Source organism: Patescibacteria group bacterium (genome assembly GCA_035529375.1).
In the GTDB taxonomy this organism is placed as follows: Bacteria; Patescibacteriota; Microgenomatia; order PFEM01; family JAHIFH01; genus DATKWU01.
On the sequence record DATKWU010000009.1, the window covers coordinates 50027 to 73936 of the forward strand.

Here is a 23910-nt window from a genome sequence, read left to right on the forward strand (position 1 = left end):
TTAAAGATTAAGAATCTTTTTATCAGAAATAATGGCTTCTTCTTGTTCTTTAAATCTCTTGGGAATCAAGCCAGGAAGTTTAATCAAGGCCGCCAAGATAACCTTAAGATAACCCGGATTTCTTAAACGATAAAAAATGCCGGCAATGTGTTTAGGCATTAATTTCGGAGCAGTTAAGTTTTTCCAGATAAACAAAAGCTGGTTTCGTTCTTGAATCAGAGAAACATAGCTTTTTCTTAATTTCTTAAAAGTACTTTCGTGTTGATGAGTGACTTGAGCTCGAGGATCCCATAAACACCGCCAGCCTCTTTTTTGGGCGCGGTAACATAAATCAATATCCTCCCAGTAAAATTTGAAACTCTCATCAAAACCACCCAAACGTTTCCACATCGACTTTCTAAAGGCAGCACTCCCACCACTTGCCCAAAAAGTTTGATGAGGGGTTTTGGTTTTTCTGCCGGCGGTATAAATAATGTAACCTTTTAAAAAATAGCCTTTGGTCCAACTAAGCTTTGGGCTGTTAGTTTCATTAAAAGAAACGGCAAAAACACTTGGATCTTGAAAATCTTCTTTTAGGGGCTTGAGTAAATCTTTTCGGGGAACAACATCAAGATTAAGGAGAATAATAATCTCATGCTTAGCGATTTCAACTCCGCGATTAACATTACCCGCAAAACCTAAGCGGCGGTGGGGAATCAGTTTAACTTTGGGAAAGTTTTTCTTTAAATAATCAAGACTGCCATCCTTAGAATTATCATCAGTGACAATCACCTCATCAGCCCCAATGGCGATAATTTTTCTTAGGTTTTTTTTGAACAGATCTAAATTGTTCCAACTGGGAATGACTACGGAAAATTTCATTTTTTTTGGGCTTTAACTGCTTTTATCATGCCAAGTAAAAAAAATTTTCTGGCGACAATTATGAGTCCTGATTTTTTTATCAGCTTTTCTAATTTTATCTGGTCAAATTTTTGAATATGCGTCCCTTTCCAAATTTTACCTCGGCTTCTGACCCAAAAAAACCAAATAATCCGGAAAAGTAGATTTTCGCTAGGTACCAGAAAAACAACATATCCCCCTTTTTTAAGAACCCTTTTAATCTCGGCCAAAACTTTTTCCGGCTTAAAAACGTGCTCCAATACCTCAAGGGCAAAAACCGCATCAAACTCATTATTATCAAAAGGTAAATCTTCAGCTTGAGCAACTCTAAATCTTAATTTTTTACTTCTAGCAAACTTTTTTTTGGCGTAAGCAACTGATGGAGGAAGAACGTCAATGCCAACAACTAAATCGGCTTTAGAATAATCAAGAATAACCTTAGTAAAAGTTCCATCGGCACAGCCGATATCTAAAATCTTCCCTCCTGTAGGTTTAGTTAACTCACCGACATTCTTAAATCTTCGGTAATGCCAGAACCGCTGAAAAATATTTTCTTTTATTCCTCTTTCATACCAATCAGGAGGAATATTTTGGTGAAGCTCGGCGGCGGTTTTTGGTTTCATAAAGAAAAAGTCCTCCTAGAATAATCAGGCTAATCAATGAAACTGCCAGTCCTATTCTAAATGATAGAGGATCATAAATAAAGCGAATTTTATGTTTACCTGCCGGCACAAAAATTGCCCGAAAAGCAAAATTGGCACGATAAATCAGTGTTTCTTTGTCGTCTATAAAGACTTTCCAACCAGGATAAAAACTGTCAACCAAAAAAAGCCAACCTGGGTTTTCATTTTCTAATTGAATTATCTCTTGACCTGGCTCATATTCAAGCCAAACAATTTCTTCTTTTTCTTTAGGGACCTCTAATTCCTTTTCAATTTCTGATTCTGGCTCTTTTTCCAAGATAATCTCATTGCTTAAATCAAAGTCTGAACTACCTAAGAGGTTAATTATCTTTTCTGGGTCAGATTCAACCCGATAACTATAAACCATAAAAGCTCTTGGAAGACACTGGCTATTCTCTAAAACCTCAACTGTTCCGTCTTCAAAAACTTTATTAAATTTTGCTAATTGAAACAAACTTCCTGGTTTCCCAGTTTTATCAGGGACATACCTTCCTCCTTCTTTAATCTGTTTAACCGCTAGGATAAAACAGGTGTTGGTCAAATCGAATAACTGAGAGTCATATTTCTCAATTGCCCCGTATCGACCCATCATTCTAGCAACCTTACCTCCGTTAATAACATTAATTAACCGAGCCCATCTCTCGGGATAAACAGCATCATAGCCCGAAGCCGATTCTAACCCATAAGGCATCCACATACTAATAGGAATCGCATCGCCGGTATTAATCCTTACCGGTTTCTTTTGTTCCTGAAGAAATTCTAAAACCGGCGTAGTTGGAAAAATTATTCTTGCTTCTGAAAAGGGAGTAAATTTCCAACCAAAACGAAAAAGCTCAAAAACAAGCAAGAAAAAAAGGAGCCAAATTGAAAGCTTTTTTAAAAAGCTAACCCTCAACAGCCATAAAAGTGCTAAAGTAGCAACCGATAAAGCAAGCGGTAAGATTAAATTTCGCAGGCTGACTTTAAGATTAACTACCTCATTTAAAGAAAAAGGCATAATTTGCCGAGAAAGAAAAATCCCAATCATCAATCCCAAAATAATCAGACCAAAAACTAGCGGAATCCTCGCGATTCGAATTTTCTTTTTTTCACTAACAATTGATTCAACCGCCAGCGCAGCTAAGACTGCAATAGAAAAATTAGTCAAACAAAGAATTCTTGTTGCCGTTGCTGCTTTTAAACCTAAAAAACCCAAATTACTAACGACCTTAGCAATTGGTGTGGGCAAAGCTAGGATAAGAGAACCAATAAACAACCCACCAAAGAAATAAACTAACCTTTTTCTTTGACTTCTAAAAACAACCACCATTGCTAAAATCAAGCCAATTATTCCCGAATAGCCAACCCCATTGGTATAATTTCCCGGACCCCAATAGTTATAAGTAGCTGGATTACCAAAAAAATCAGGCGCAATTAAGGTAATCAGTTGCTGCCAAGGTAAAAAAGCAACCTCAAGCCCCCCCGAAACTCCTTCTTCCACTCGCTGGGAGAGAGAAAATAATTCCCAGCCAGGGATTAGCTGAACCGCACTGAGAGTTAAACCCAATAAAACCAATATTCCCAAAATCAGATGTGTTTTAATCGAATCCCGGTTAAAAATCTTGAAATCAAGCCTAAACCAAAAATAGAACAAAAGTAAGGCTAAAGTATAAATAACCACCTGGGGATAACCCATAAAAATCTGAAGAGATAAAGCCAAACTTAAGAACAGTCCCCAAATCAGCTGTTTCTTCTCTAACCATCTATCTAATAAAAACAAAAGTAGCGGAATAAAAACAATAACATAACCATGAATATTATATTCCAGCCAAATCAAGGAGAATCCAGAAAAAGCAAAAATCATTCCTCCAAAAATCGAGGCAATTTTGGTCAACTTCAAATTTCTTAGGAACAAATAGGTAAAAATAGCAATTAATAAGGGTTGGAGTACTGTTTGCCATGCCCAGGCGTAAGGCTTAGACAAGAACAGATAAAACAAATTAGTCGGATTTAAAGCTCCGCTCTGAAAGTTGGCTAACAAAGGATAACCACCAAATTGCAAGGGGTTCCATAAAGGCAATTTTCCCTGTCTAAACAAGTCAGCTATAAAACTCTTGAGTGGATAGAAAAGCGAAGGAACATCAGCTAAGAGCGGATTTTTAACCGGAACGCCAGTAGGAAATCCCCAATTGTAATCGAGCCAAGGATAATAGACACCAACAATAAAATCAGCTGGAAAAGGAATTAATCCCTTGAAGAAGAACTTCCAGAAAAAGACGATTATCAAGAACGCAATTAAAATAATCGGCCAAAACTTTTTAATCTTAGACATTCTTTTTCTCGGAGAGCAGTTGCCAGGCTAAAATAATAGCGGTAGCTGCAAATAAAGACCGGAGCAGGCTTTTAAGAGTAAAAATGTCGGTCATGCTTGATAACCAACTAGTCAGAGAACCAAATTCAGCCAGAGAAGGGGAAACTGGAGCCAGCAAACCCAAATGAAGCGAGGGTTCAAAAAAGAATAATAAAGCCAGATAACAGCCGAAGAGAATCCCAATTTGAACAAAATATTTTCTGCCCTTATCAATCACCAGCCAAATTAAAAAGGGGGTTAACCATAAAAACCATTGGGGGTGGTAATGAGTCACCGAGAAAAAAAGAAGCATTAAAGTCAGACCTATTTGCCAAAGAGCTTCTTTTTTACCAGTCAGTTTATTAGCCAAAAATAGCAAGAGAAAATAACCAAGAGCAAAAATTGAGAGATATTCTGCCCCTGACAAAGGCAATTTCATGTAAAGCATTTTTTCTGTTTGACTGGCCAAAAAGGCTGACTGCCGATACATTGGTGAAAAAAGAAAATAGGGAATAACAATCACTAAATAAGGGGCGGCGCCAATGACCAGGAGTTTAATTCGCCGCCAAAATCCTTTTTCCAAAACCAAAGCAAAAATAGGCAAAAAGAGTAAGGGGACTAACTTAAAGGCGCCACCAAGACCTAACATTAAAACCGACCATTCTTTTCTTTCTTTAAAGGCAAAGAAAATCGCGGCCACGATCATTAAGGTCGGGAAAATATCTATCTGGCCCATGGCAAAAGTAGCATAAAGAGTTAAAGGATTAACCATCCATAATTTAAAAGCAATTTCTGCCTTTTTTTGAGTAAACAACCGATAAAGCAAAAAAGCTAACAGGAAATCAAAAAGAAGGTAGGGCAACTTAAGTAAAAAGAGAGTCTTAAATAAAATCACGGCGTGATAAGTAGCTCCCATATCTAAGAGAAAGAGGTTATTAAAAGAAAAATTATATAAAGGACCTAAGAGAAACATGAAGACACCAGGAATTAAATAGGCTAAAGGAGGATAGATAAACAAATCTGACCCATAAATTGTGACAAATAAATTACCGGGGTCTAATCGAGAAAGGTGGTCATAAAAAGTCAGCCATTCCCCTTTTTGAGAGATCAGATAGGCGCCAAAATCAATGGCGCGAATATCGGGGTGAACCGTTAAAGGCATTAAGATCAATCTTAAAGCCAAACCAATTAAAATCCATTTGAGAAAAAACTTTTTCATTGAGCTAATTTTACTATTTCCTGGCAAAAATGTTCTTGAGAAAAAACCTGGGCTCTTTTTTTCGCCCCGGCTGCTAATCTTTCTCTTAATTTATTATCCCTAGCAACTTTTAAGGTCTGCTCAATTAATTCTTCTTTACTCTTCCATAATAAACCATCTTTCTGGTGATTAACAATTTCCGGCTGGCCGCCTTTGTTAATCACAATCGGCACACAACCAGCCGCCATGGCCTCAACCGTCGTAATCCCAAAATGCTCTACTTTCTCTGGATTCTGCTCCTCATCAACACCAAAACCAGCCGCTGTCCAAAAAATTTTGGCTTGAGCATAAAGCTTTTTTAATTCTGAAAAAGGCGGACTTTCAATAATTTCGACTGGCAGTTTTTTAGCTTTCTGTTTAAGTAAATCAAAAGCTTCATCCTTGCCAATATCTGTCCCACCAGCTAAAATCAACTGCCAATCACCTAATTCTTTAGCTATCTGGCCAAAAACATCTATTAAAACATCTTGTCTCTTAGACTGTATTAATTGAGAAAACCGACCAACCGAAAAGATAATATTCTTCTTTTCCCCAGACTTAAACTCTTTAACCGCTACCGGTGGATAGACAATCTGGCTTTGGACGCCATATTCCTTATCAATAAATCTTTTGGTTAATTGAGAATTGCAAATAATAGTCTTAATTCTCTTTAATTTAACTTTATTCAAAGGCTTCCTTCCGCCAACATCATGAAAGGGGACTTGAAAATGAAGAAGGTTCTTTTTGGCAAAAAGCGAAGGGATACTCCCATCAGAAACATAAAAAAGCAAATCATAGTTTTTCATTAAGGACATCTTTTTAAAGAAATTTTCCTTAAAAAAATTAGGAACAAAGCTAATTTTTTTTAAATCAATTCCTAATCTCTTTTCCAGCTTCTTCCCTATTCCCCTATCATCCCAAAAAACATCCACTTGCCAGCCTTTTTTAGCCAAACAATGAGCCACGGTTATGGCGTAGCGTTCCCCACCACCCAAAGTATCTAAATAGGGATCAAAGATACCGGCCTTTTTCATTTTTGCTGCCTCTCCCATAATCTGGCATAAGTAATAAAACGACTAAACATTTGGAAAATAATTTCAATCCAACCAACAGTACCATCTCGCCAGCCCTGTTGCCTTATCGCTCGTTTCCAAAATTCGCCGACCATAATTCTTAAAATCCGCCACCAAGTAACGGGCGGATGATGAGCTTGGTAAAGCAAATCTGCTTCGATTTTTGACCATTGTCTGGTTTTTTCGACCATTGAAGACAAATCTCGGTGAGTCAGATGAAGCATCGGTTCTTTCAAGTGACTTAATTCACCTTCATAAATTGGCTCTTCATGCAATCTGCCTCGCCACTCTTTTAGTTTGTCCTTCTTAAATAACCTCTTGACATAATCAGGCCAAGAACCCCCATACTTAACTTCTTTGCCAAGGTAAAAATTCCTTCTGGGGATAGCAAAAGCACTGCCTTCTCTTTTTTTCATTAATCCTTCTATCTCTCTTCTCAATCCAGGTGTCACCCGCTCGTCAGCATCGAGGTAAAAGATCCAATCACCTTTAGCAACCTCTAAACCCTTATTCCTCCAACTAGCATAATCCGGCTTTTTTAAAGGAACCTCTATAATCTCTGCTTTATATTTTTTTGCAATTTCTATTGTTTTGTCAGTCGAACCAGTATCAACCAAAATAATTTCGTCAGTCCACTTAACTGATTCCAAACAGTCTCTAATCATCGCTTCTTCATTCCGAGCAATAATAATAACGCTAAGCTTCATAACTCCCCTTTCCAAATCTATTAATTAAGAAGTCACGGAAACCAATTTTTTGCCAGGGTCGACCAATAAGCAAACGGCTCAACCCCCATTTAAATAAAGCTAATTTAGCTCGTAAAGGCGCATAACGAAGACCAAACAAAAGACGGTTTCTAGTCAAATAATAATCATGTAAAGAGCCGCCAACCTCACTTGAACTGGCATTAAAATGCCACATTTTTGCTTGAGGAACGAATAAAAGCTGAAAACCCGCTTTTTTAGCCCGAACCGAGTAATCAGAATCCTCATAATAAGCAAAATATTTTTTATCTAAAAAGCCAATTTTCTCGATCACTTTTCTTTTAATTAACATCGCACAACCCGAAATATAATCGGTTTCTTCTATTTGGTCATATTGTCCCTGATCAACTTCGTCAACGCCGCGATGTTGAGTCAGAACGTTCTGCCAATCAACGATGCCTCCAACAAACCAAAGAACCTTGCCTCTCTCTGACTCTTGATAACGATCACGATGAAACTCATGTCCAGGGGCAAAATAGATTTTTGGACTCAAAAGACCAGCTTTCTTTCTTTTTTCTGCTACTTTAAATAGATGAACTAGTAGATTTTCATCTAAAATCGTGTCGTTGTTAATAATAAAAATATAATCAGCTTTGTCATCAAAAGCTTTTTTCATCCCTAAGTTATAACCGCCAGCAAAACCGAGATTCTCTTTGGTTTCTAAAAAGATAAACTTAGGAAATTTTTTCTTCAAATCATTAATCTTCTCTTGAGGATTATTATTAACAACAATTGTTTCCAGCTCAAAACCTTTGCTTTTCAGTTTATTAATTGATTGAAGGCATTGAAGAGTTAAATCCTTACTTTTATAGTGAACCGTAACAATCGTAATTTTCTTCATTAACTTAATTTGCGTTTAACTCTTAGCTGAAGCTTTTTCAGGGGATTCTTGAGCTCTTTTATGGCGGTGGTTGTCCACCAATAGGCTGTTTCCTTACCCAGAGCCTTCATTTCACTAACAAAATCTTGCAAAGGCAGTTCTTCGGCTTTAAAACCTTGTTTTTCCCAAATTTTGAGATACAAGATAAACTCGGAAAAAGCTTGGAGCAAAGCCAAAACCAAACCATGGAGACCATCTTTGTAACCTTCACCCGCAAAAAAACGGCTCAAAAATTCACCTGTTGGTTTCTTAATTAGATCCGGCCATTGAAATTTATAACCAGATTCAACTAACCCCTCAAGTTGAATATCAGTATAACGATTAACTCTCTCTAAATACTGGGAAATTGATTGATAGTGATAGTGAACAATCGCTTGGCTTTCTTTAGCTTCTAAATCTTTCCCCTTACCTCTGGTCAGGGGAATACTATGAATCTTATCAGACCATTCAACCGCGCCTTTTTTGAAAAAACGAATATTCCAATCCGGCCACCAACGAGAATGTTTAATCCATTTACCAAAAATAATGTTTTTTCTGGGCAAACGGAAGAAACTCGCTCCTTGAGGCTTGGTCGCTAATCTTTTTAGCGTCTTGGCTAGTAAAGGAGGCACTTCTTCATCAGCATCGAGGATAAGAAACCAATTCCCTTTCGCCTTGGCAATAGAAAAATTTCTAACGGGTTCAACATAGCGAGGATAAGGATGAGAAAAAACCTTGGCCCCAAGCTTCTTGGCGATCGCCGCTGTCTTATCGATTGATTCAGTATCGACCACAATCATTTCATCCGCCCATTTAACTGAATCAAGACAGCGTCTAATATTTTTTTCTTCGTTATAAGCAACAATAACCACCGAAATTGACATATTTCTCCTTAAATGATACCACGAACCTGATAAATTCTCGCCTGATCATTCCCAAAAACCTGATCGATGCCTAATTGCTCTTCCGTCAGCCTAAATTCCTGTTGATCAACCAGATAAATGTAGCCAATCTGATTATTTAACAAAAAGCCCCTGGCCCAGATCTCGTTATCAGTGGTAAAAAATTTAATTTCATCTTCAGCTCTTTTTTCAAAATCATAGCCAGAAATAATCAGATTCATTTCGTCTTCTAAAAAAGTTTGTTTATTAGCCAAAGCCGAAACATAGGCCGTTGTTTCATAAGCATATAAGGGAATTGGGGTCTGCTTAAATCTTTGTTTTTCAAAAGGATTGTAAAAATAAGTCAAAACCACGGCTTTTTTCTGATTTTTGAGAAAGGAGAGGGCCTCTAATTCACCTTGAGAGATGGCCGTGGGCGGTGGCCAGCCTAAATAGCCTCTAAGGGTCGCTAAGCTCGTAGGTATGGTTAATAAAATAACTAAGCCTAATAAAAACCACTTGAAATTGGCCTTGATTTTCATTAAATCAGCTAGAGCTACGGCCGCATAAAAATTAGCAAAAAACAAGAAATAATAGAAAAACTGAATCGTGTTCCAGGCCGTGCCTTTTTGAACAAAAACAAGGGGAATCAATAAACCAAGAGCACCACCAATCATAATCAAGACATCAAGTTCCGTGAAATCTTTTTTAAGATTTTTCTTAATTAAAGTTACCAAACCAACCATTCTCATTCCCAAATTTCCCACTAGAAAGATAATCAATCCTCCCAGTTCCAACACAAAAAGCCTGAAAACCATTTTATTTTCAGTAAAAGCATATCTGGCAACCGCTAATCTGGGTAAGTAAAGCCGATCAGGCGTTTCGATCATCGTATGAATAAACCAGAAAGGCTGGAAAACGAGTAAAGAAGCGGCTTCCCGATTAATAAGTAAGAAGGTAATCAAAGAAGTTATCAAAGCAATCAAAAAGATCAACCAAAACTCTTTCTTTTTCTTAAAAAGAGCAAAAACAAACAGCGCTGGTAAAGCAATAATGCCGGCATAAACCTTAATATTAATCAAAATCCCAAAAAGCAAACCTAAACTAATTATCTGCCAAAGCTGTCCTTTTTTTAGCCGCAACAAACCTAAAATCCCAGCCAATAAAACTACTAAGGATAAGGCAAAAGAGGGATTAATCAAAGTGGAAATTGACTGCATTGACCAAAACAAAGATTCGCCCCCTAATTCTTTGGTCCGCCATAAGGTAATCAAAAAACCAAAAGAGCCAGCAAAATAATTGAAAAAGGCCAACCAAAAACCAGTCCAAAAATCCTTGCGCCAAAAATAACCAACTAAAAACGAAAGCAAGCCAATACCCAGAGCCAAGAAAACAGGGAAAACCTGAAAATAGAGATAGCGAATCGGAATTGTGGTTAATCTATTAAAAACAGCTAAGAAAAGGTCGTAAAAATAGTGGTAATTAGTTAATTCAAAACCAGCTAGAGTTGGATGAGGCGGTGGAAAACCTTCTAAAACTTGATTCGCTAGGGCTAGGTGCCAAACCGCGTCATGACCATTGGGTCCCCAAAAACCCATGCCAAAATCATAGATTAAACCGCTCCGGAACATGGTGACTCCTTGAGCTAGAACGCCGAAAAAAAGGAGAATGGCTAAAAAGATTTTAGATTTTCTTTTTAATTGCATAGATTAATTTCTGACTATCAATAATCAATTGCTGGCCGACCATTAGATAAATAACCCCAAAATAAACTAAGCCGCCTAAGATAATAGAAAAAATCAGACCAAAAAGACCTTTAGCTAAGAATGATTCAAAAAGGAAAACAACGACTGCCATGATTAAACTGGCGATTAAAGGTTTGATAATCGAACCAATAAAATTAAATTTAATATGTTGCTTGGTAATCCAAATCGCCACCACCGAACTAAAGGCAACCAGAGCCGAGGCCGCGGCGACGCCGTTAAAACCAAACTTAAGTGCTAAAAGAGGAAAGAAAATCCAAGTTAAAATTGTCCACATGACCATTAATTTAAAAACGGTTTTAATCTTGCCAATCGCCGTCAAAGCATTGGTCAGAGGTGTCGTCACCGCTCCCCAAAGACTGTTAATGGCGTAAAGATACAAAGCCAAGATCGCTATTTCCCACTTACTGTAACGAGGTATAATCATCACCAAAGGCCGGGCTACCAAACAAAGACCAATCACTAAAGGAAAAACTAAGAGGGTAATAAAAAACAAGGTTTTTTCAATTGCCCGAGTTAACTCTTTCTTGTCATCTTGCATTCGGGCATAAGCGGGAAAAGTAACTTTAATAACCGCATCCATCACAAAACGAAGGGGCATTTGGGCCCACTTTTGCGCCCAGCCAAGGATACCAACACCAGTCGCCCCGATAATCTTCCAAAGAAAAACATTCATTAAACGATCTTTAATCACGGCTAAAAAAGAGTTGGTCTGATAAGGAACACCAAAGCGAAGCAGATGTTTTAAAGAATCTTTTTCAAAAGCAAAACCAATCTTCCAAGGAGAAAGCAAATAAATCAAGATAACACCAACAAAGCCCCGAGCTAAAACGGCCCAGGCATAACTGGTGACGCCAAAGCCTTGCCAAGCTAAGAAAACGGCTAAACCATAAAAAAGCAAACTTTCAACAATTTCGACGACAACTAATAAATCAAATCTTAACTTTCTTTCTAACAAAACCGAAGGAATTGTTTTTAAAGAAGCTAGGAAAAAACCAACTGTCAAAGCCCAAAGTAACCAAATTCCAGACTGACTAATATTATAAAAACCGCGCAACCAGGGGGTGAGGAGGAAAACCAAAATAACTAAAGTTAAGACTAGAGCTTGTTGAATCGTAAAAGTACTCCGAATATCCGCTAATTTCGGCTTCTCTTTTTTCTGAATCAAGGCTGCCGCCAAACCAATGTCAGAAAAATAGCCTAGAATGGCAATTAATTCAGAAACAGCAAAAAAAAGACCAATCTCGGCCTGATTTAAAAAAACAGTCAGAATAAAAAAACCAAGAAAAGAAATAATTTGAAGAATAAAAGTCCGTCCGGTTAGAGCCACGACCCCTTTGACGGCCCGTCCCTTAACTGTCTCTAAATCAATCTCCAGAGCGCTTTCGGGCATGCCTGCGATCATTTCTTCCATGCCCATATTTTAGCATAAAGCTAATGAAAGGTGATAAAATATCAACAATGAAAAAAGTTAGTTTCAAAAGTAATGGTTTTAAGCTTGTCGGCATTCTTCATTCACCTTCTAAATCAACAAAAAAAGCAATTATTATGGCTCACGGATTAAAGGTTGATAAAGACGAAGGTGGTATTTTTATTCGAACTGCTAACAAACTAACTCAATTAGGAGTAGCAGTCTTCCGATTTGATTTTAGAGGTTGTGGTGAAAGCGAAGGAAAATTCGCCGATAGAACTATTCGCAGTGATATCCAGGATTTAGCCAATGCCTTCGGATTCATGGAATATGAAGGTTATCAGAAATTCAGTTTATTAGGAGCCAGTTGGGGTGGTGGTATTGGAGTTTTGTTTCTTAAAGATAATCCTAAGTTTATTAAATCATTAGTATTATGGAATCCTGCTCTTGATTATAAAAGCGGAATAAACAAACTTATCATTCCTTATTTAAAAAGGAAAATTATTGAAATGATTAAAAAACGCACTTTTAAGATAAAAGCAGAAAAATTTGATTTCAACAAAAAATTAGTTATCCAGATGATAAAATATAAACCTTATCAAGCTCTCAGACAAATTAGTTGTCCAACTTTAATCATTCATGGCGATAAAGACGAAAAAGTTCCGTTAGAAGACTCAATTAAATACTACAAATTAACCAAAGGTCCATCAAAGCTAGAAATAATTAAAGGTTCCTCACATGGATTCCATATACCAGAGGCCGAAAAGAAAGTAATGGAGCTTACCTTAAACTTCTTCAAAGAAAACTGTTAATTTCTCTTTCTCTCCTGCCAAGCAAGCACAAAAAACAAACAAACAAAACTTAAGAGACTAATAGCATTAGCTATTCCCCTTAATCTTGTGTTCCTGAACCAGCCAGTGACGGTCCGTTTGTTGACCGGCACCTCAACTTGAATTAAGCCTGTCTCTGGATTAACTTGGTGGTTTACTTTTTCTGAATCAACAAAAATCTCCCAATTGGGAAAATCGAAAACAGGCACTTCAACAATTGAATTCTGATCACCGATAACATCAATGGTAAAACGCCAAAAATTTGACCTTTTATTAAAATCTCTCACCTTTGCTTCACCGGCAATCACCCAGGGTTCTGTTGGCGCCAGGTCGGTGGGAATTTTTTCTACCTGCTTTGGTACATAATCTGAAAGGGTGGCCATTGATTGGAGCCGCCATTCTTCTCCAGAAAGCTTCTCCTGATCAGTGAGTGGTGAATAATATTCTTCCGGATGAAAATAATCCAGATTCAAAACTAGAACCAAAAGGATTAAAACCAGACTTAAAAACAATTGGCTTCTTTTCTTTTCCGAAAAGGCGACTAAGCCGCCAACTAAGAATGAGCTGGCAAACATCGCTAAAGCTAAGAAGCGCCAGGGAAATTGGACGAATGATAAAAGGGGAATTGCTTCCCAAATAAAAACTGATTTAGCATGAGTCATAAAAACAGTGATGGCAAAAAGAAAAAAGAAAAAAACCAAGGACCAAGAAAGCTTTCTTTTTCGTTGCCACCAAAGATAAAGAAAAATTCCGCCAGTAATAATGACCAACCACCAGTGCGGCCAGCCGATTTGAAAGGCAAGATCATCATCAGGCCCAAGCCGAGAAGGACCATAACCCCAGCTTCGATCTAAGAATAACTGTCTCACCGTGGCAAAATGATGACGAAAATCATAATAACCTGAAGTATGCATCTCGATCGTCACCAGCGATTTCTCAAAAAAGGCTGGCAAGATAAAGAAAGCCGCCAGACCCGCCGCCCAAACAAAAACAATGCCTAAAGGAATAATTTTTTTCCAATCTTTTGTTTGAACAAGCCAATAGAAACCCCAAACAAAGGCAATGGGAACAAAAAGCAAGGCCATGATATTGTGAGAAAGAAATAAAAAAGTCAAAGAAAAAAGACTGGTTAAAAAGAAGGAAAATTTACCCGTCTTAACAAATTTGTAAATTCCCCAGAGAATCAGAGGGAAAAAAACAATCGCCCAAGATTCGGTCAAGGCCCCCCGAACATAAACATCAACCGCGTGATAAGGAGCGAGAACATAAAAGACACCAGCTACCATTCCTGCCCACTTGCCAAAAAACTCTTTAGTCAGAAGATACATAAAGATTCCTGATAGCAAAAAACTTAGGAAAAAAAGAATCTTAGCCACGTCAAGGAAATTCATCCCCAGTAAACGGAAAACCATGCCTAAATAGTAGGGAAAAACAGGGTGATAGTTATAAATCGGATGACCATAACCAGCCCCCATGTCAGGCACCCAGCGACAAGGAATTTGGCCATCCTGAAAACATCTTTCCATCTCATAGAGACGCATGACCTGGACATCATCATGCATCGAAAAATAACCTGGCCTAAGCAAAGCTAAGCCCGCCAAAATAGCTATGATTATTACCAAAATGAAAGGAATTTGATTTCTAATTTTATTTAATTTATTTAGGTTTTCTTTTTTCATTGATTAACCAACCGCCGATAAACAAAAGACTCGACAAAGTAAGAAAATCACCTATTATTCTGATTGGCGTTCTCTTTAGTTTGACATAAAAGTCATGTTCTCCTTCAGCGACGGCAAAGGTAATTAGCCCCAAATCATTTTGATAGTCAATCGGAGTTTCTTGACCATCAACCCGTAATTCAAATTTGGGAAAATAAAACAAAGGCAATTGAATCTTGGCTTGTTCAGAAATAACCTTAATTTCTCCTTTTTGCCAGTCAGTCCCCTTTTCAAAATAGAAAACTTCCGCCTCACCAACAATCACTTCTGGCTGGGCTGGCGCTTTTCCCGCCGGCGGCGCTTTAGCAAAAACCGGCAAGTAATCAAAGATACTCGCCGTTACTTGTTTCTCCCAAAGTTCTCCAGAAAACTTATCTTGGTCAGTAATATCGAGCCAACCTATCGGCCTAAAATAGTTAACATTCAAGATGATCACTCCTGAAATCAATAAAATCCCCACTAACAGAGAATATTTTTTAAAATAAGAAACTATTGCTCCCGCCATCGTGGAAAAAGCAAAAATAACTAAGGCTAAAAAACGCCAGGGAAACTGAAGGTAGGCTAAAAGGCTAATTTTATTCCAGATAAAAGTTGATCGCTGGTGAGCTAAAAAAGCACTGGCAAGCCCGACCGCTCCTAAAAAAATCAGGGTGAAAAAGGAAAACTTTTCCTTTTTCCAGAGTCGAAGACTAAAAACAAGAGCTAAAAAAGCAAAAAGCCAATGAAAAGTGCCGATCGCAAAAGTAAAATCATCGCCAGGCCCAAAGACGCTCGAACCATAGCCCCAATGGGTCGAAAAGAATAATTGGCGGAGAGAAACAAAGTGAGCCAGATAATTAAAGTAGCCGGAAAGCATTGATTCAACATGAACAAGATTTTTTTCAAAAACAACTGGTAAGATAAAAAAACCAGCCAGGCCGATACCAAGAATCGCCCCTCCAAGAATTTTGGGCAATAATTTCCACTCTCGATAATACCAAAGCAAAAACAGTCCCCAAAAAGCCGCGACGGGTGTAAAAATCAAAGAAGTAATATTATGAGTTAAAAGCAGTCCTCCGTAACTCAAAGCCAAAAAGATAAGATATTTCGTCTTTTTTTGACGAACAAATTCAAGGATCGCCCAAAAAATTAATGGCAAAAAAACCAGGGCTGTAAATTCTCCTACGGCTCCCCGACTGTAAATGTCAGTCGCTCGATAGGGTGCATAAACATAAAAAACAGCCGCCACTAACCCGCCAAAATCGCCCCAAAGGGACCTTGACAGTAAAAACATGGCTAATCCGGAGAAAATAAAGGTCAAAATAAATTCAATCTTAATTGAAGCCAGGAAAGAAAAACCAACCAAGTGAAAAACTTCCATCAGATAATAAGCTAAGGGAGGATAATAAATAAAGAGAGGATAGCCATAACCATAACCCAAATCAGGTACCCAGCGACAGGGAATTTGGCCATCCCGAAGACATTGATCAATCCCTAAAACCCTGATGGGCTGCATATCGTCATGCATCGGAAAATAACCAGGTCTCATCAGAGAATTAAAAGAAAAAAAGGCTAAAAAAAGCACCAGGAAAATAAAAAGAGGCAGTTTTAATTTTTTCATTAGTTTTAATTTTTTCATTTTTTCTGCCAAAATTCTTTCTTAACTTTAAAAAATAATAATTTATCCTCAATCCCCTTAGGGTTAATCGCTTTAGGATATTCTTGAATTAACTCCAACCCAGAAGCTTCCGGTGCTATCTGCAAACGACTCTGGTTGACCACCAGATAAACCTCATTATCAACCAAAGAATTGACTAAGCTGGGAGGAACACTAACAATTGGATAACCCACCCCAATCACGGTTACGCCTGGGACTTTTTCCAAATAAATCTGCAAACCATCAGGCAGGGTTCCAAAAAAGCCTTCTGTGCCGACCAAGACACTTTTTTCTTTGGCTTTTTCCTTAACCAAGTCAGCAATTTCCTTAATTCCTTGGCCGGCTGACCATTCTTCAAGATAACCAGAACGCATTCTTCTTGGCAACGGCGCTTTTTCTGGTTGGGTCAATAAGAAATAATTATAATAAAGAGAAGGAATGATAATTAACAAAATCAGCAACCAAGAAACTGATAAACTAGATTGGACTTTTTTTTGGAACGAAACAGCCAATTTCTCAATCACCGCCACATAGAAATAGGCCGCTAAGATAATTAAAGGCCAAACAGTGAAAAGAATATAACGGGGCGTAAAGACCTTGGCAAAAACGGCTTGACCAAATAAGGGCAAAGTACTGATGAGAAAAAGCCAAGTGGCCTGTTGCCAATTTTCTCTCTTAAGCCACATCCAGGCTAAAGCCGCCAAAGCCAAAATTAAGATTGGCCAAGTCAGAAGATTAGGTAACCATCTAACCAAATCAAAAAAATGGGGTTTAAGAGGATCGAGAGGGTGAGCCAGAATATCTTTAAACGAAAAGACGTAATCTTTATTTCGTAAAGCGATCATCTGGAAGTTAGCACCTAAACGGAGTAAATTATAAATCCCAAAAGCAAAAGCATAAACCACACCCCAAAGAGAAACTGCCTGGCCAAAATGACGCCACTTCGCCAATTTTTTCAGCCGTCTAGTGGGAAAGGGATGAAATAAAAAAACAGTTGGTAATAAAATGGCAAAAAAGAGCGCTGGTGATTTGGTGATTAAAGCGGCGCCCAAAATCATCCCGCTAATCATCGCCAGATCAAGACGCAAATGGCGAATTAAAAGAATCCCAAAATAAAAAACCCAAATCCCCCACATCGCCAATAAAGAATCAACTAAAGCCATCCGGTCAAAAAAAACAAAAAAGGGCACTATCGCATAAAACAGGGCAGCGATTAAAGCCGTCTTTTTATCTTTAAAAAGAGCCAGAGTTAAAAGAAAAATACCAATTAAGGAGCCTAAGCCGGCCATGACTGATAAAAATCTGCCAGCCGCCAGCGGGTTCTTAATCACCGCCAAAATTCCCATTAAAAGCCACATGAACAGGGGCTGTTTGCCGTCAGAAAGAGGTAAAAAACGCAGCGTCGGTTCGGCCTTCATTACTTGAGACCAGCGAATATAAATGGCCTCATCAGCAAAAATAGGGAGAATGGTTAAATTAATCAGTCGTAAGAAAAAGAAAATCACTAAAATAACCATCCCCAAGCCCAACACCCAACCATAATCTTTTTTTAGCCTTTTAATCATAATCGCCTCGCCAGTCATTGATTTTAACTCTTAAAATCTCGAAAAGCATTTCCTTCGACTCTTTGATAAAATTTTTTTGTTTGCCGCCAACCACATCTCTATCTTCCCAGGCCACCGGCACCTCTTTAATCCGATAGCCTTTTTTTTCAGCCACAAAAAGCATTTCGACATCCCAAGCACCTACCCGCCAACCTTTTATTTCAGTTATTTGTTTAAAAATCCGCATCTTTCTAAAAACCTCCTTACCGGCCTTCCTCTTAAAAGCCTTAAAACCACACTGGGTATCAATAATTTTGGGTAGGAAAAAGATTTGCCGAAAAGACCGGAAACCCCAGGAAATAATTTTCCGGTACCAAGGAAAGCGTTTCCTTTCTTTGCCTCGAGAGCCAATCACAATCTTAAAATCTTCTTCAAACCAGGGAAGTAATTTTTCCATCTCTTTAATGGGGACTGACAAATCCATATCCGTAAATAAGATAATCTCTCCTTTTGCTTTTTCCAAACCCGACTTAATGGCAAAAGGCTTACCAGCATGTTTATTTTTCTTTATTTTGAAACGAGAATGATATTGAGAGAATTTTTCAACCATTTTTAAACTCTTATCAGTTGAACCGTCATCAGAAACAATGACTTCACTAACATAATCTTGTTTTTTAAGATATTGATCAATTTCCTCTAAAACGCCTCTTTTGAGATTTTTCTCCTCGTTGAACATGGGAATAACAACAGAAAGATAGGGCTTCATTTTTCTTTAAAGAAATTATACCTTATCCGCCTAAGGTTTAAAACCTGGAGGGATTTTGAGCCCAATGCCTCCATAAATTTCCTCAACTTCTTGAGGAGGAATGACTATTTGAAAAAGAGGGTCATCAGGATTTTGGCTTGGTTTGACTTGATAAAAGTCAAAGAGATAACGATAGCCGGCATTCATTCCCAGAGGGACTGAATAAGAAACATTGAATTTTTCTTCCTTGGCAATCTCGCCAATTCTCAAAACTACTTTTTCCTTATAATTTAAGCCTAATTGTTTGGACCCAAGTTGATTGACTAACTGACTACCTCTGAATAATAAAAGAAACAAGATTAAGAGAAAAACCAGTTGCCATTTTCTCATCACTTTAATTAAAAAGAGAGTCAAAAACAAAGCTAAAAAGGGATAAAGGAAATTAAAATAATATTCTGAAGGTCTCTGGCCAAAAATAGTAAAACCAAAAGGAAAGATTAACCAAAGAATGGTGGTGGCTAAATAAAACTTTTTCTTAAACTCTTCCGATTCTTTCTGCCAAAGAAAGATAATTATTCCCAAGGGCAAAAGATAAAATAAGAGAGGGAAAAAAGGAAGGTTAAAACCGCCAAAACCAGAGCTAATATTTCGCCAAACGGGCAGCCAGGCAAATAAATCGACTCCCCCGTTTTTCGGGGTAAGAAAATTAATCAATGATCTGGTATTTAAGAACTGATGGCGCCAATCAAAAAGAAAAAGCGGTAAAAAAGTCAAGCCGATACCGATTAAAAAAGTAATTATTCTTTTGAAATTCAGTTTTTTATTAATCAGGAAAACTAAACTAAAAGGAATTAAATAGATTAATTGAAAATGAAAGTTAATTCCCATGCCGATTACTAAACCAAGGATTAAGCTAAAGACAAGAGAAGGTTTCTTAAAATACTTTGCCAAGAAAAACCAACTAAAGATAACCATTAAGGGCACTAAAATTGGATTCCAGGCAATTTGATCAATCTCAATTAAGGATGGATGGAGTGACCAAATCAGGAGAAAAATCAAAGCGATTTGGCGATCAAACAACTTTTGCAATAGCCAATAAGCCAAAGCAAAAAAAGAAAGATTATAAAAGACAATAAATAAAACAATTGCTTGGGGATGAAGGGTAGTGATGAAGTAAAAAGGAGTTAAAAGATAGGTAAAATAAGGACCAAGGAAAAAGCCTTCTGGCCCCAAAACTCGAGGACCGATTAAAGTCAACTTCCCTTCCGTCAAGATCTGCTTAACGACCAAGGCGTCTCGTTCTTGATCCCAATCAAAAATGACTCTTTCGTTAAGATGATAAAAACGGAAAAAAGAAAAAATTAGGAAAACAAGTAAAAGAGGAATCAGAAAAGAAAATTTTTTGAATTTTGGCAAATTTAATTTCGTTTTCCAAAAAAGTAAAACTAACCATGAAAGTAAAAAGAAGAGGCTAAGGCCATTGAAAAATTTCTGGGTTGGTGTTTGGACAATTCTCCATTCAACAGAATTATCACCTACATCTAACTTCACATTTTTTAAACAAATTCTGCCTTGACAATTAAAGTCATTTTGAACCAAATTTTGGTTAAAAAATAACTGATAAGCTCCAGGAAAATATTCCAAATTGAGCCTGATGTCAGTCTCCAGCTCAACTGGACTCTCAAGAGTGATTTTGCCAAAGGTGTTGCCGCGTTCTACCTGATACGGGATTTCCACTCCTTCTTCTAAAGTCTTTATTGTTCCGCTCTGTTGGGCAAAAGGCGGCGGTTGATATTCTTCTGGAGAAGGTTTAATTCTAGCAACGAAAGCATCGGCTTTTTCTATTGGGCCGACAAGAATGAAAGGTTCTTCAAAAGTACATCCCTTCTCGCTTTCACGATATAAAACATCATCTTCAAAAGTAGTGGTGGAAAACCGGTGAATGTGGCGGCTTTCAAATTGGTAATAGGGGGTGATATCGTTGGTCGGTTGGGATAAAAGATGATTTCTATTACCCACCAGGGCAAAAAAGATAAAAATAAAGGCTAAGCCTAAAGAAACCTTTTTCTCCTTTATCTTAGCTAAAAGAAATCCAGCGAGAGCGGCAATCGTAAAGCTAGTCACCCCCAAAAGTCGCCAAGAGAATTGAATTTTTTGAAGAAAAACTACTCTTTCCCAAAGAAAAAGCGAGTAAGGCAAGATAAGAAAAATTAAAAATAAGGAAAGAAAAAACCAGGAAAGAATCAGCGAATTTTCAAGGAAATATTGTCGTCTTTTTTTACTTCTTAGCCACTCCCAAACAAGAAACAAACCAGAGAAAAAAAGAACTAACCATTGGGCATAACCAAGCATAAAGGACATTTGATCATATTTTGTTCCCGGAGAAGAGTAATAATAGCCCCAAGGAGAACGAATTAACTGTCTTAAAGTAGGAAAATGGTCCTGATAATTAATTGTCTGGAGGGTCGCGAGTCTAGTTTGACCTTGTTCCACCCAGGCGGGACCAATAAAAAAGGCAGCTAAACCAAAAAAACTTAAAAAAACCAAAAGGATAAAAACAATTTTCGTTTTGTCAAAAAACTTAAGCAAAATCATTTTATAAAGAATAAAAAAAGCAATAATCGGCAAGAGAAACATCGCCGCAAAGTTGTGGGAAATTAATAATAAGCTACCAACAATCACGGTTAAAAATCCTTTTAAATAAAGCGATTTACCTTTGAGCTTGTCTTCAAACAAACCACTGATCAGAAAAAGCAATAACGGTAAAATCAGATAACTCATAAATTCGGGGCTGCCACGGACGAAAATTAGTAAAAAACGATAGGGGACAAAAAGATAGAGAATGGCGCCAACAAAACTGGCTAAGTAGTTTTTAGTCTCTCTTGAAAGCCAAAGATAAAAAAAGACGGGAGTCAAGAGAAGGGTGAAAAAATAAATAAACTTCAAAGAGAGAATCACATCGTTTACCAAAAAGTTGATAAGAAAAACGAGATAATAAATCAGGGGGTAGAAAAAATTATAGATAGGGATACCACCGTAATGATTTAAACTCCCGGCCCAGCGAAGAGGAAAATGGCCTTCTTTCAAAGTCGTAATTGCATCAAAACTCCGGGCGATATGGTGGTCGCCATCGTGGGTAAAAAAAGCATAGTGAGTAAAAAGACCTTTTGAGCAATAAACTCCCAGAAAAGCTAACACCAAAATAGCAATCAGCGAGAATTTATTTTTTTTCAAGAATTTCTTCATTAGGGTAAGAGTGGATCAATTTGTAAATTTTAATCCCTTTGACTTCCCACTCTTGGTCAATTTTAGACCAACCAAAATTAGCGATTTCTGCTTGAGGATCAGTGGTCGGCTGACAAGGCAGTTTTTCGCAGACAACAAAAAGCTGGTCCGTAATCGTCTCTTCAGTTCTTAGGGGTTCGATTGCCGTTGGCGGTATCCCCCACTTCTCCATAAAAAAGGCATAAGCCGCCGCGTAATTTCTTTCGGCAATTAAACCAAGATTAAAAGGCTTGCCCTTGGCTTGACCAACGAGAAATTGGGCTATTTCCTGAGTCCTCCCTAATTGATTATTCGAAGCTCTTTTTAAAAGATTGTTTTGACAGGCTAAAGAGATAAGAAAAGTGAAAATAACGAAAAAAATAATTTTCCCGTAGATTTTTTTCTGCCAAGTTTGAGACAAAACCCAACCAACTAAAAGAAAAGGCGCGGGAAAGAAAAAGCCGAAATAATGATCATAGATATGCTGTTTGTAATTACCTAAACCAAACAAACCAACAATTAACCAAATTAAGATGAGAAACAGGGGTTTGTTTTCCTGCCAAATCTTTGACCAGTTTGGCTTTCTAGAATAACGATTAAAACTAAAACCAACTAATCCTAAAATTGTTAGAATTACCAGCCAACCACCATAGGCTTCGTTTTTAGCGGCAATTAATCTTGTCCATACCTGTGAAGCTAAATTCCAGATTTGAGGAATAGCTTTATAAAACTTAAGATTAACGGTTGTCTGACGAACAGTGAAAAAGGCTTTAAAAGCCTTAAAATTAATAAAATTATGACGTAAATCAAACCAAGCTAAAGGAAGAATTGTCAGAACGCCAAAAATTAAAACACAGACCAGAGTGTAAAGAAACAAAGATTTTATTTTAGCCTTGTTTTTCAAGACGTCTTTTAAAGTTAAAAGCCAAAAGAAACTGACTGTCGGAATTAAAAGTAAACCCAGATAATGAGATTGCAGGGCAAAGGATAAACCAAGACCAACAATCGGAATCCACCAAAATCTTTGTTTGAGCCAAAATTGATAAACACCATAAATTGTTAGTAAAGCGAAAAAAGGCATAATATTAGGATTCCAAGAAGAACGAGAGTAAACAATGACCACCGGTGAAACCGCGTAGAGTAAGGCCGCAATTAAACCAGCTTGTTGATCAAACCATTCACGGCCGACCCACCAAACAAAACCGATAGTCACCACCCCTAAGAAAGCTACCATCGCACTCGGACCAATTGGTGATAAACCAAAAAGAAAAAACCAAGGTAAGGCAAAATAATAATATAAAGGGCCAAGATACATATTACCAATGGAAGTCACCGGACCAATTAAAACAAACTTTCCGTTTCTAATCATCCTTAACCAAACAAGAGCGTCTCGACCTTCATCACCCAAAAAAGTCATGTACTCAGGGAGGCGATAAAAACGTAAAAAAGCACCAACCAGAAGAATCAGACTTAAAATGATGACTTCAGTCTGATTATTTTTAACAAACTTGACTATTTTCTTTTTAAATATCTTCATTTTTTAATTTCTTTAATTTTTTTCTTAATCTAAAAAGATCAGTCAAACCACCCAGAATCACTTTTAAGCTTGCTCCCGTGGCTTGGCCTTCTTGCCTGGGAAGATGACGGACCCCTATTTCTACAATTTTGAAGCCCGCCTTTTTGGCTTTGATTAATAACTCACTGGTAATAAAAGGACCTCTTTCGGATTCAAGTGCCGGTATTTTTTCAATTACTTCTTTTTTAATCATTTTAAAACCACAATCAATGTCTTTTACTTTTAAACCAAAAAGAAAATAAACCGCTGGTTGCCATAAATATTTTGACCCCCAAATCCGATAAAAAGGCACTTGGCGCTTCAGGTAATAACCAATTACCAAATCCGCCTTAGTTTCCTGTTGAGTTTTAATGAATTCTGTCACTTCACTAAAATCAAACTGACCGTCACCATCAGTAAAAACAATCCAGGGATATTGAGAATGATAAAGACCGGATTTAAGCGCCGCCCCATAGCCACGATTGGGGGTGTGGGTAATCAAGCGAATACGGGATTCTTTTTTTATCAAGCTCCTAACAATCTCACCCGTCTTATCAGTTGAACCATCATCAATCACCATTACTTCCCATTTTTTGGCTACCTGGGGAATAATCTTAAGAGCTTTAGTGACGGTAGCCTCAATATTAGCTTCTTCATTGTAGGCCGGAAAGAAAACCGAAAGGGCGTCTAGCTTCTCCATCAGTTAGAATTATAGCAAATAGGAATGAGCTTATGCTAT

At 37.6% G+C, this 23910-nt stretch carries 18 protein-coding genes; 1 reads left to right on the top strand and 17 read right to left on the bottom strand.

Translation table 11 applies throughout. The features are described 5' to 3' along the window. The 10 genes from VMY36_01450 to VMY36_01495 are packed head-to-tail and all read right to left on the bottom strand — an operon-like array spanning position 1 to position 11882. A complete protein-coding gene (locus VMY36_01450) occupies positions 1-861 on the bottom strand; it encodes a glycosyltransferase family 2 protein (protein HUV42551.1) in 861 nt (286 codons plus the stop codon). Next, on the bottom strand, positions 858-1502 hold the full coding sequence (locus tag VMY36_01455; GenBank protein HUV42552.1) for a class I SAM-dependent methyltransferase: 645 nt from the start codon (positions 1500-1502) through the stop codon (positions 858-860). Before VMY36_01455 ends, VMY36_01450 begins: the two co-directional genes overlap by 4 nt. Beyond that, on the bottom strand, positions 1456-3873 hold the full coding sequence (locus VMY36_01460) for a YfhO family protein (protein ID HUV42553.1): 2418 nt from the start codon (positions 3871-3873) through the stop codon (positions 1456-1458). Before VMY36_01460 ends, VMY36_01455 begins: the two co-directional genes overlap by 47 nt. After that, a complete protein-coding gene (locus tag VMY36_01465; protein ID HUV42554.1) occupies positions 3866-5110 on the bottom strand; it encodes a glycosyltransferase family 87 protein in 1245 nt (414 codons plus the stop codon). Before VMY36_01465 ends, VMY36_01460 begins: the two co-directional genes overlap by 8 nt. Further along, on the bottom strand, positions 5107-6162 hold the full coding sequence (locus VMY36_01470) for a glycosyltransferase family 4 protein (GenBank protein ID HUV42555.1): 1056 nt from the start codon (positions 6160-6162) through the stop codon (positions 5107-5109). Before VMY36_01470 ends, VMY36_01465 begins: the two co-directional genes overlap by 4 nt. After that, on the bottom strand, positions 6159-6908 hold the full coding sequence (locus VMY36_01475) for a glycosyltransferase family 2 protein (GenBank protein HUV42556.1): 750 nt from the start codon (positions 6906-6908) through the stop codon (positions 6159-6161). The genes VMY36_01470 and VMY36_01475 overlap by 4 nt, the downstream gene beginning before the upstream one ends. Next, the gene (locus tag VMY36_01480; GenBank protein ID HUV42557.1) at positions 6898-7806 is read right to left on the bottom strand and encodes a glycosyltransferase family 2 protein; all 909 of its coding nucleotides are present in this window, start codon (positions 7804-7806) and stop codon (positions 6898-6900) included. Before VMY36_01480 ends, VMY36_01475 begins: the two co-directional genes overlap by 11 nt. After that, positions 7806-8708, bottom strand: coding sequence for a glycosyltransferase family 2 protein (locus VMY36_01485; GenBank protein HUV42558.1), 903 nt, complete (start codon positions 8706-8708; stop codon positions 7806-7808). Before VMY36_01485 ends, VMY36_01480 begins: the two co-directional genes overlap by 1 nt. An 8-nt stretch (positions 8709-8716) precedes the next feature. Then, entirely contained in the window at positions 8717-10411 is a 1695-nt protein-coding gene (locus tag VMY36_01490; GenBank protein HUV42559.1) for a hypothetical protein, read from the bottom strand. Beyond that, positions 10389-11882, bottom strand: a complete 1494-nt coding sequence (locus VMY36_01495) for an oligosaccharide flippase family protein (protein HUV42560.1) — start codon at positions 11880-11882, stop codon at positions 10389-10391. The genes VMY36_01490 and VMY36_01495 overlap by 23 nt, the downstream gene beginning before the upstream one ends. Before the next feature lie 47 nt (positions 11883-11929). Here VMY36_01495 and VMY36_01500 point away from each other — a divergent pair, with 47 nt between their 5' ends. Further along, entirely contained in the window at positions 11930-12691 is a 762-nt protein-coding gene (locus VMY36_01500) for an alpha/beta fold hydrolase (protein ID HUV42561.1), read from the top strand. Here the strand turns inward: VMY36_01500 and VMY36_01505 are convergent. The 7 genes from VMY36_01505 to VMY36_01535 are packed head-to-tail and all read right to left on the bottom strand — an operon-like array spanning position 12688 to position 23871. After that, on the bottom strand, positions 12688-14388 hold the full coding sequence (locus VMY36_01505; GenBank protein HUV42562.1) for a 6-pyruvoyl-tetrahydropterin synthase-related protein: 1701 nt from the start codon (positions 14386-14388) through the stop codon (positions 12688-12690). The two genes, VMY36_01500 and VMY36_01505, sit on opposite strands and share 4 nt — an antisense overlap. Then, positions 14366-16045 (bottom strand): 6-pyruvoyl-tetrahydropterin synthase-related protein, encoded by a 1680-nt coding sequence (locus VMY36_01510; protein ID HUV42563.1) that lies wholly within the window; start codon positions 16043-16045, stop codon positions 14366-14368. Before VMY36_01510 ends, VMY36_01505 begins: the two co-directional genes overlap by 23 nt. Further along, positions 16042-17628: a glycosyltransferase family 39 protein gene (locus VMY36_01515; protein HUV42564.1), complete on the bottom strand. Its 1587-nt coding sequence runs from the start codon at positions 17626-17628 to the stop codon at positions 16042-16044. Before VMY36_01515 ends, VMY36_01510 begins: the two co-directional genes overlap by 4 nt. Next, positions 17621-18373 (bottom strand): glycosyltransferase, encoded by a 753-nt coding sequence (locus VMY36_01520; GenBank protein HUV42565.1) that lies wholly within the window; start codon positions 18371-18373, stop codon positions 17621-17623. Before VMY36_01520 ends, VMY36_01515 begins: the two co-directional genes overlap by 8 nt. A 30-nt stretch (positions 18374-18403) precedes the next feature. After that, entirely contained in the window at positions 18404-21598 is a 3195-nt protein-coding gene (locus tag VMY36_01525) for a 6-pyruvoyl-tetrahydropterin synthase-related protein (GenBank protein ID HUV42566.1), read from the bottom strand. Beyond that, positions 21573-23153: a glycosyltransferase family 39 protein gene (locus tag VMY36_01530; GenBank protein HUV42567.1), complete on the bottom strand. Its 1581-nt coding sequence runs from the start codon at positions 23151-23153 to the stop codon at positions 21573-21575. Before VMY36_01530 ends, VMY36_01525 begins: the two co-directional genes overlap by 26 nt. After that, positions 23140-23871, bottom strand: a complete 732-nt coding sequence (locus VMY36_01535) for a glycosyltransferase family 2 protein (GenBank protein ID HUV42568.1) — start codon at positions 23869-23871, stop codon at positions 23140-23142. The genes VMY36_01530 and VMY36_01535 overlap by 14 nt, the downstream gene beginning before the upstream one ends. Positions 23872-23910 lie beyond the last annotated feature (39 nt).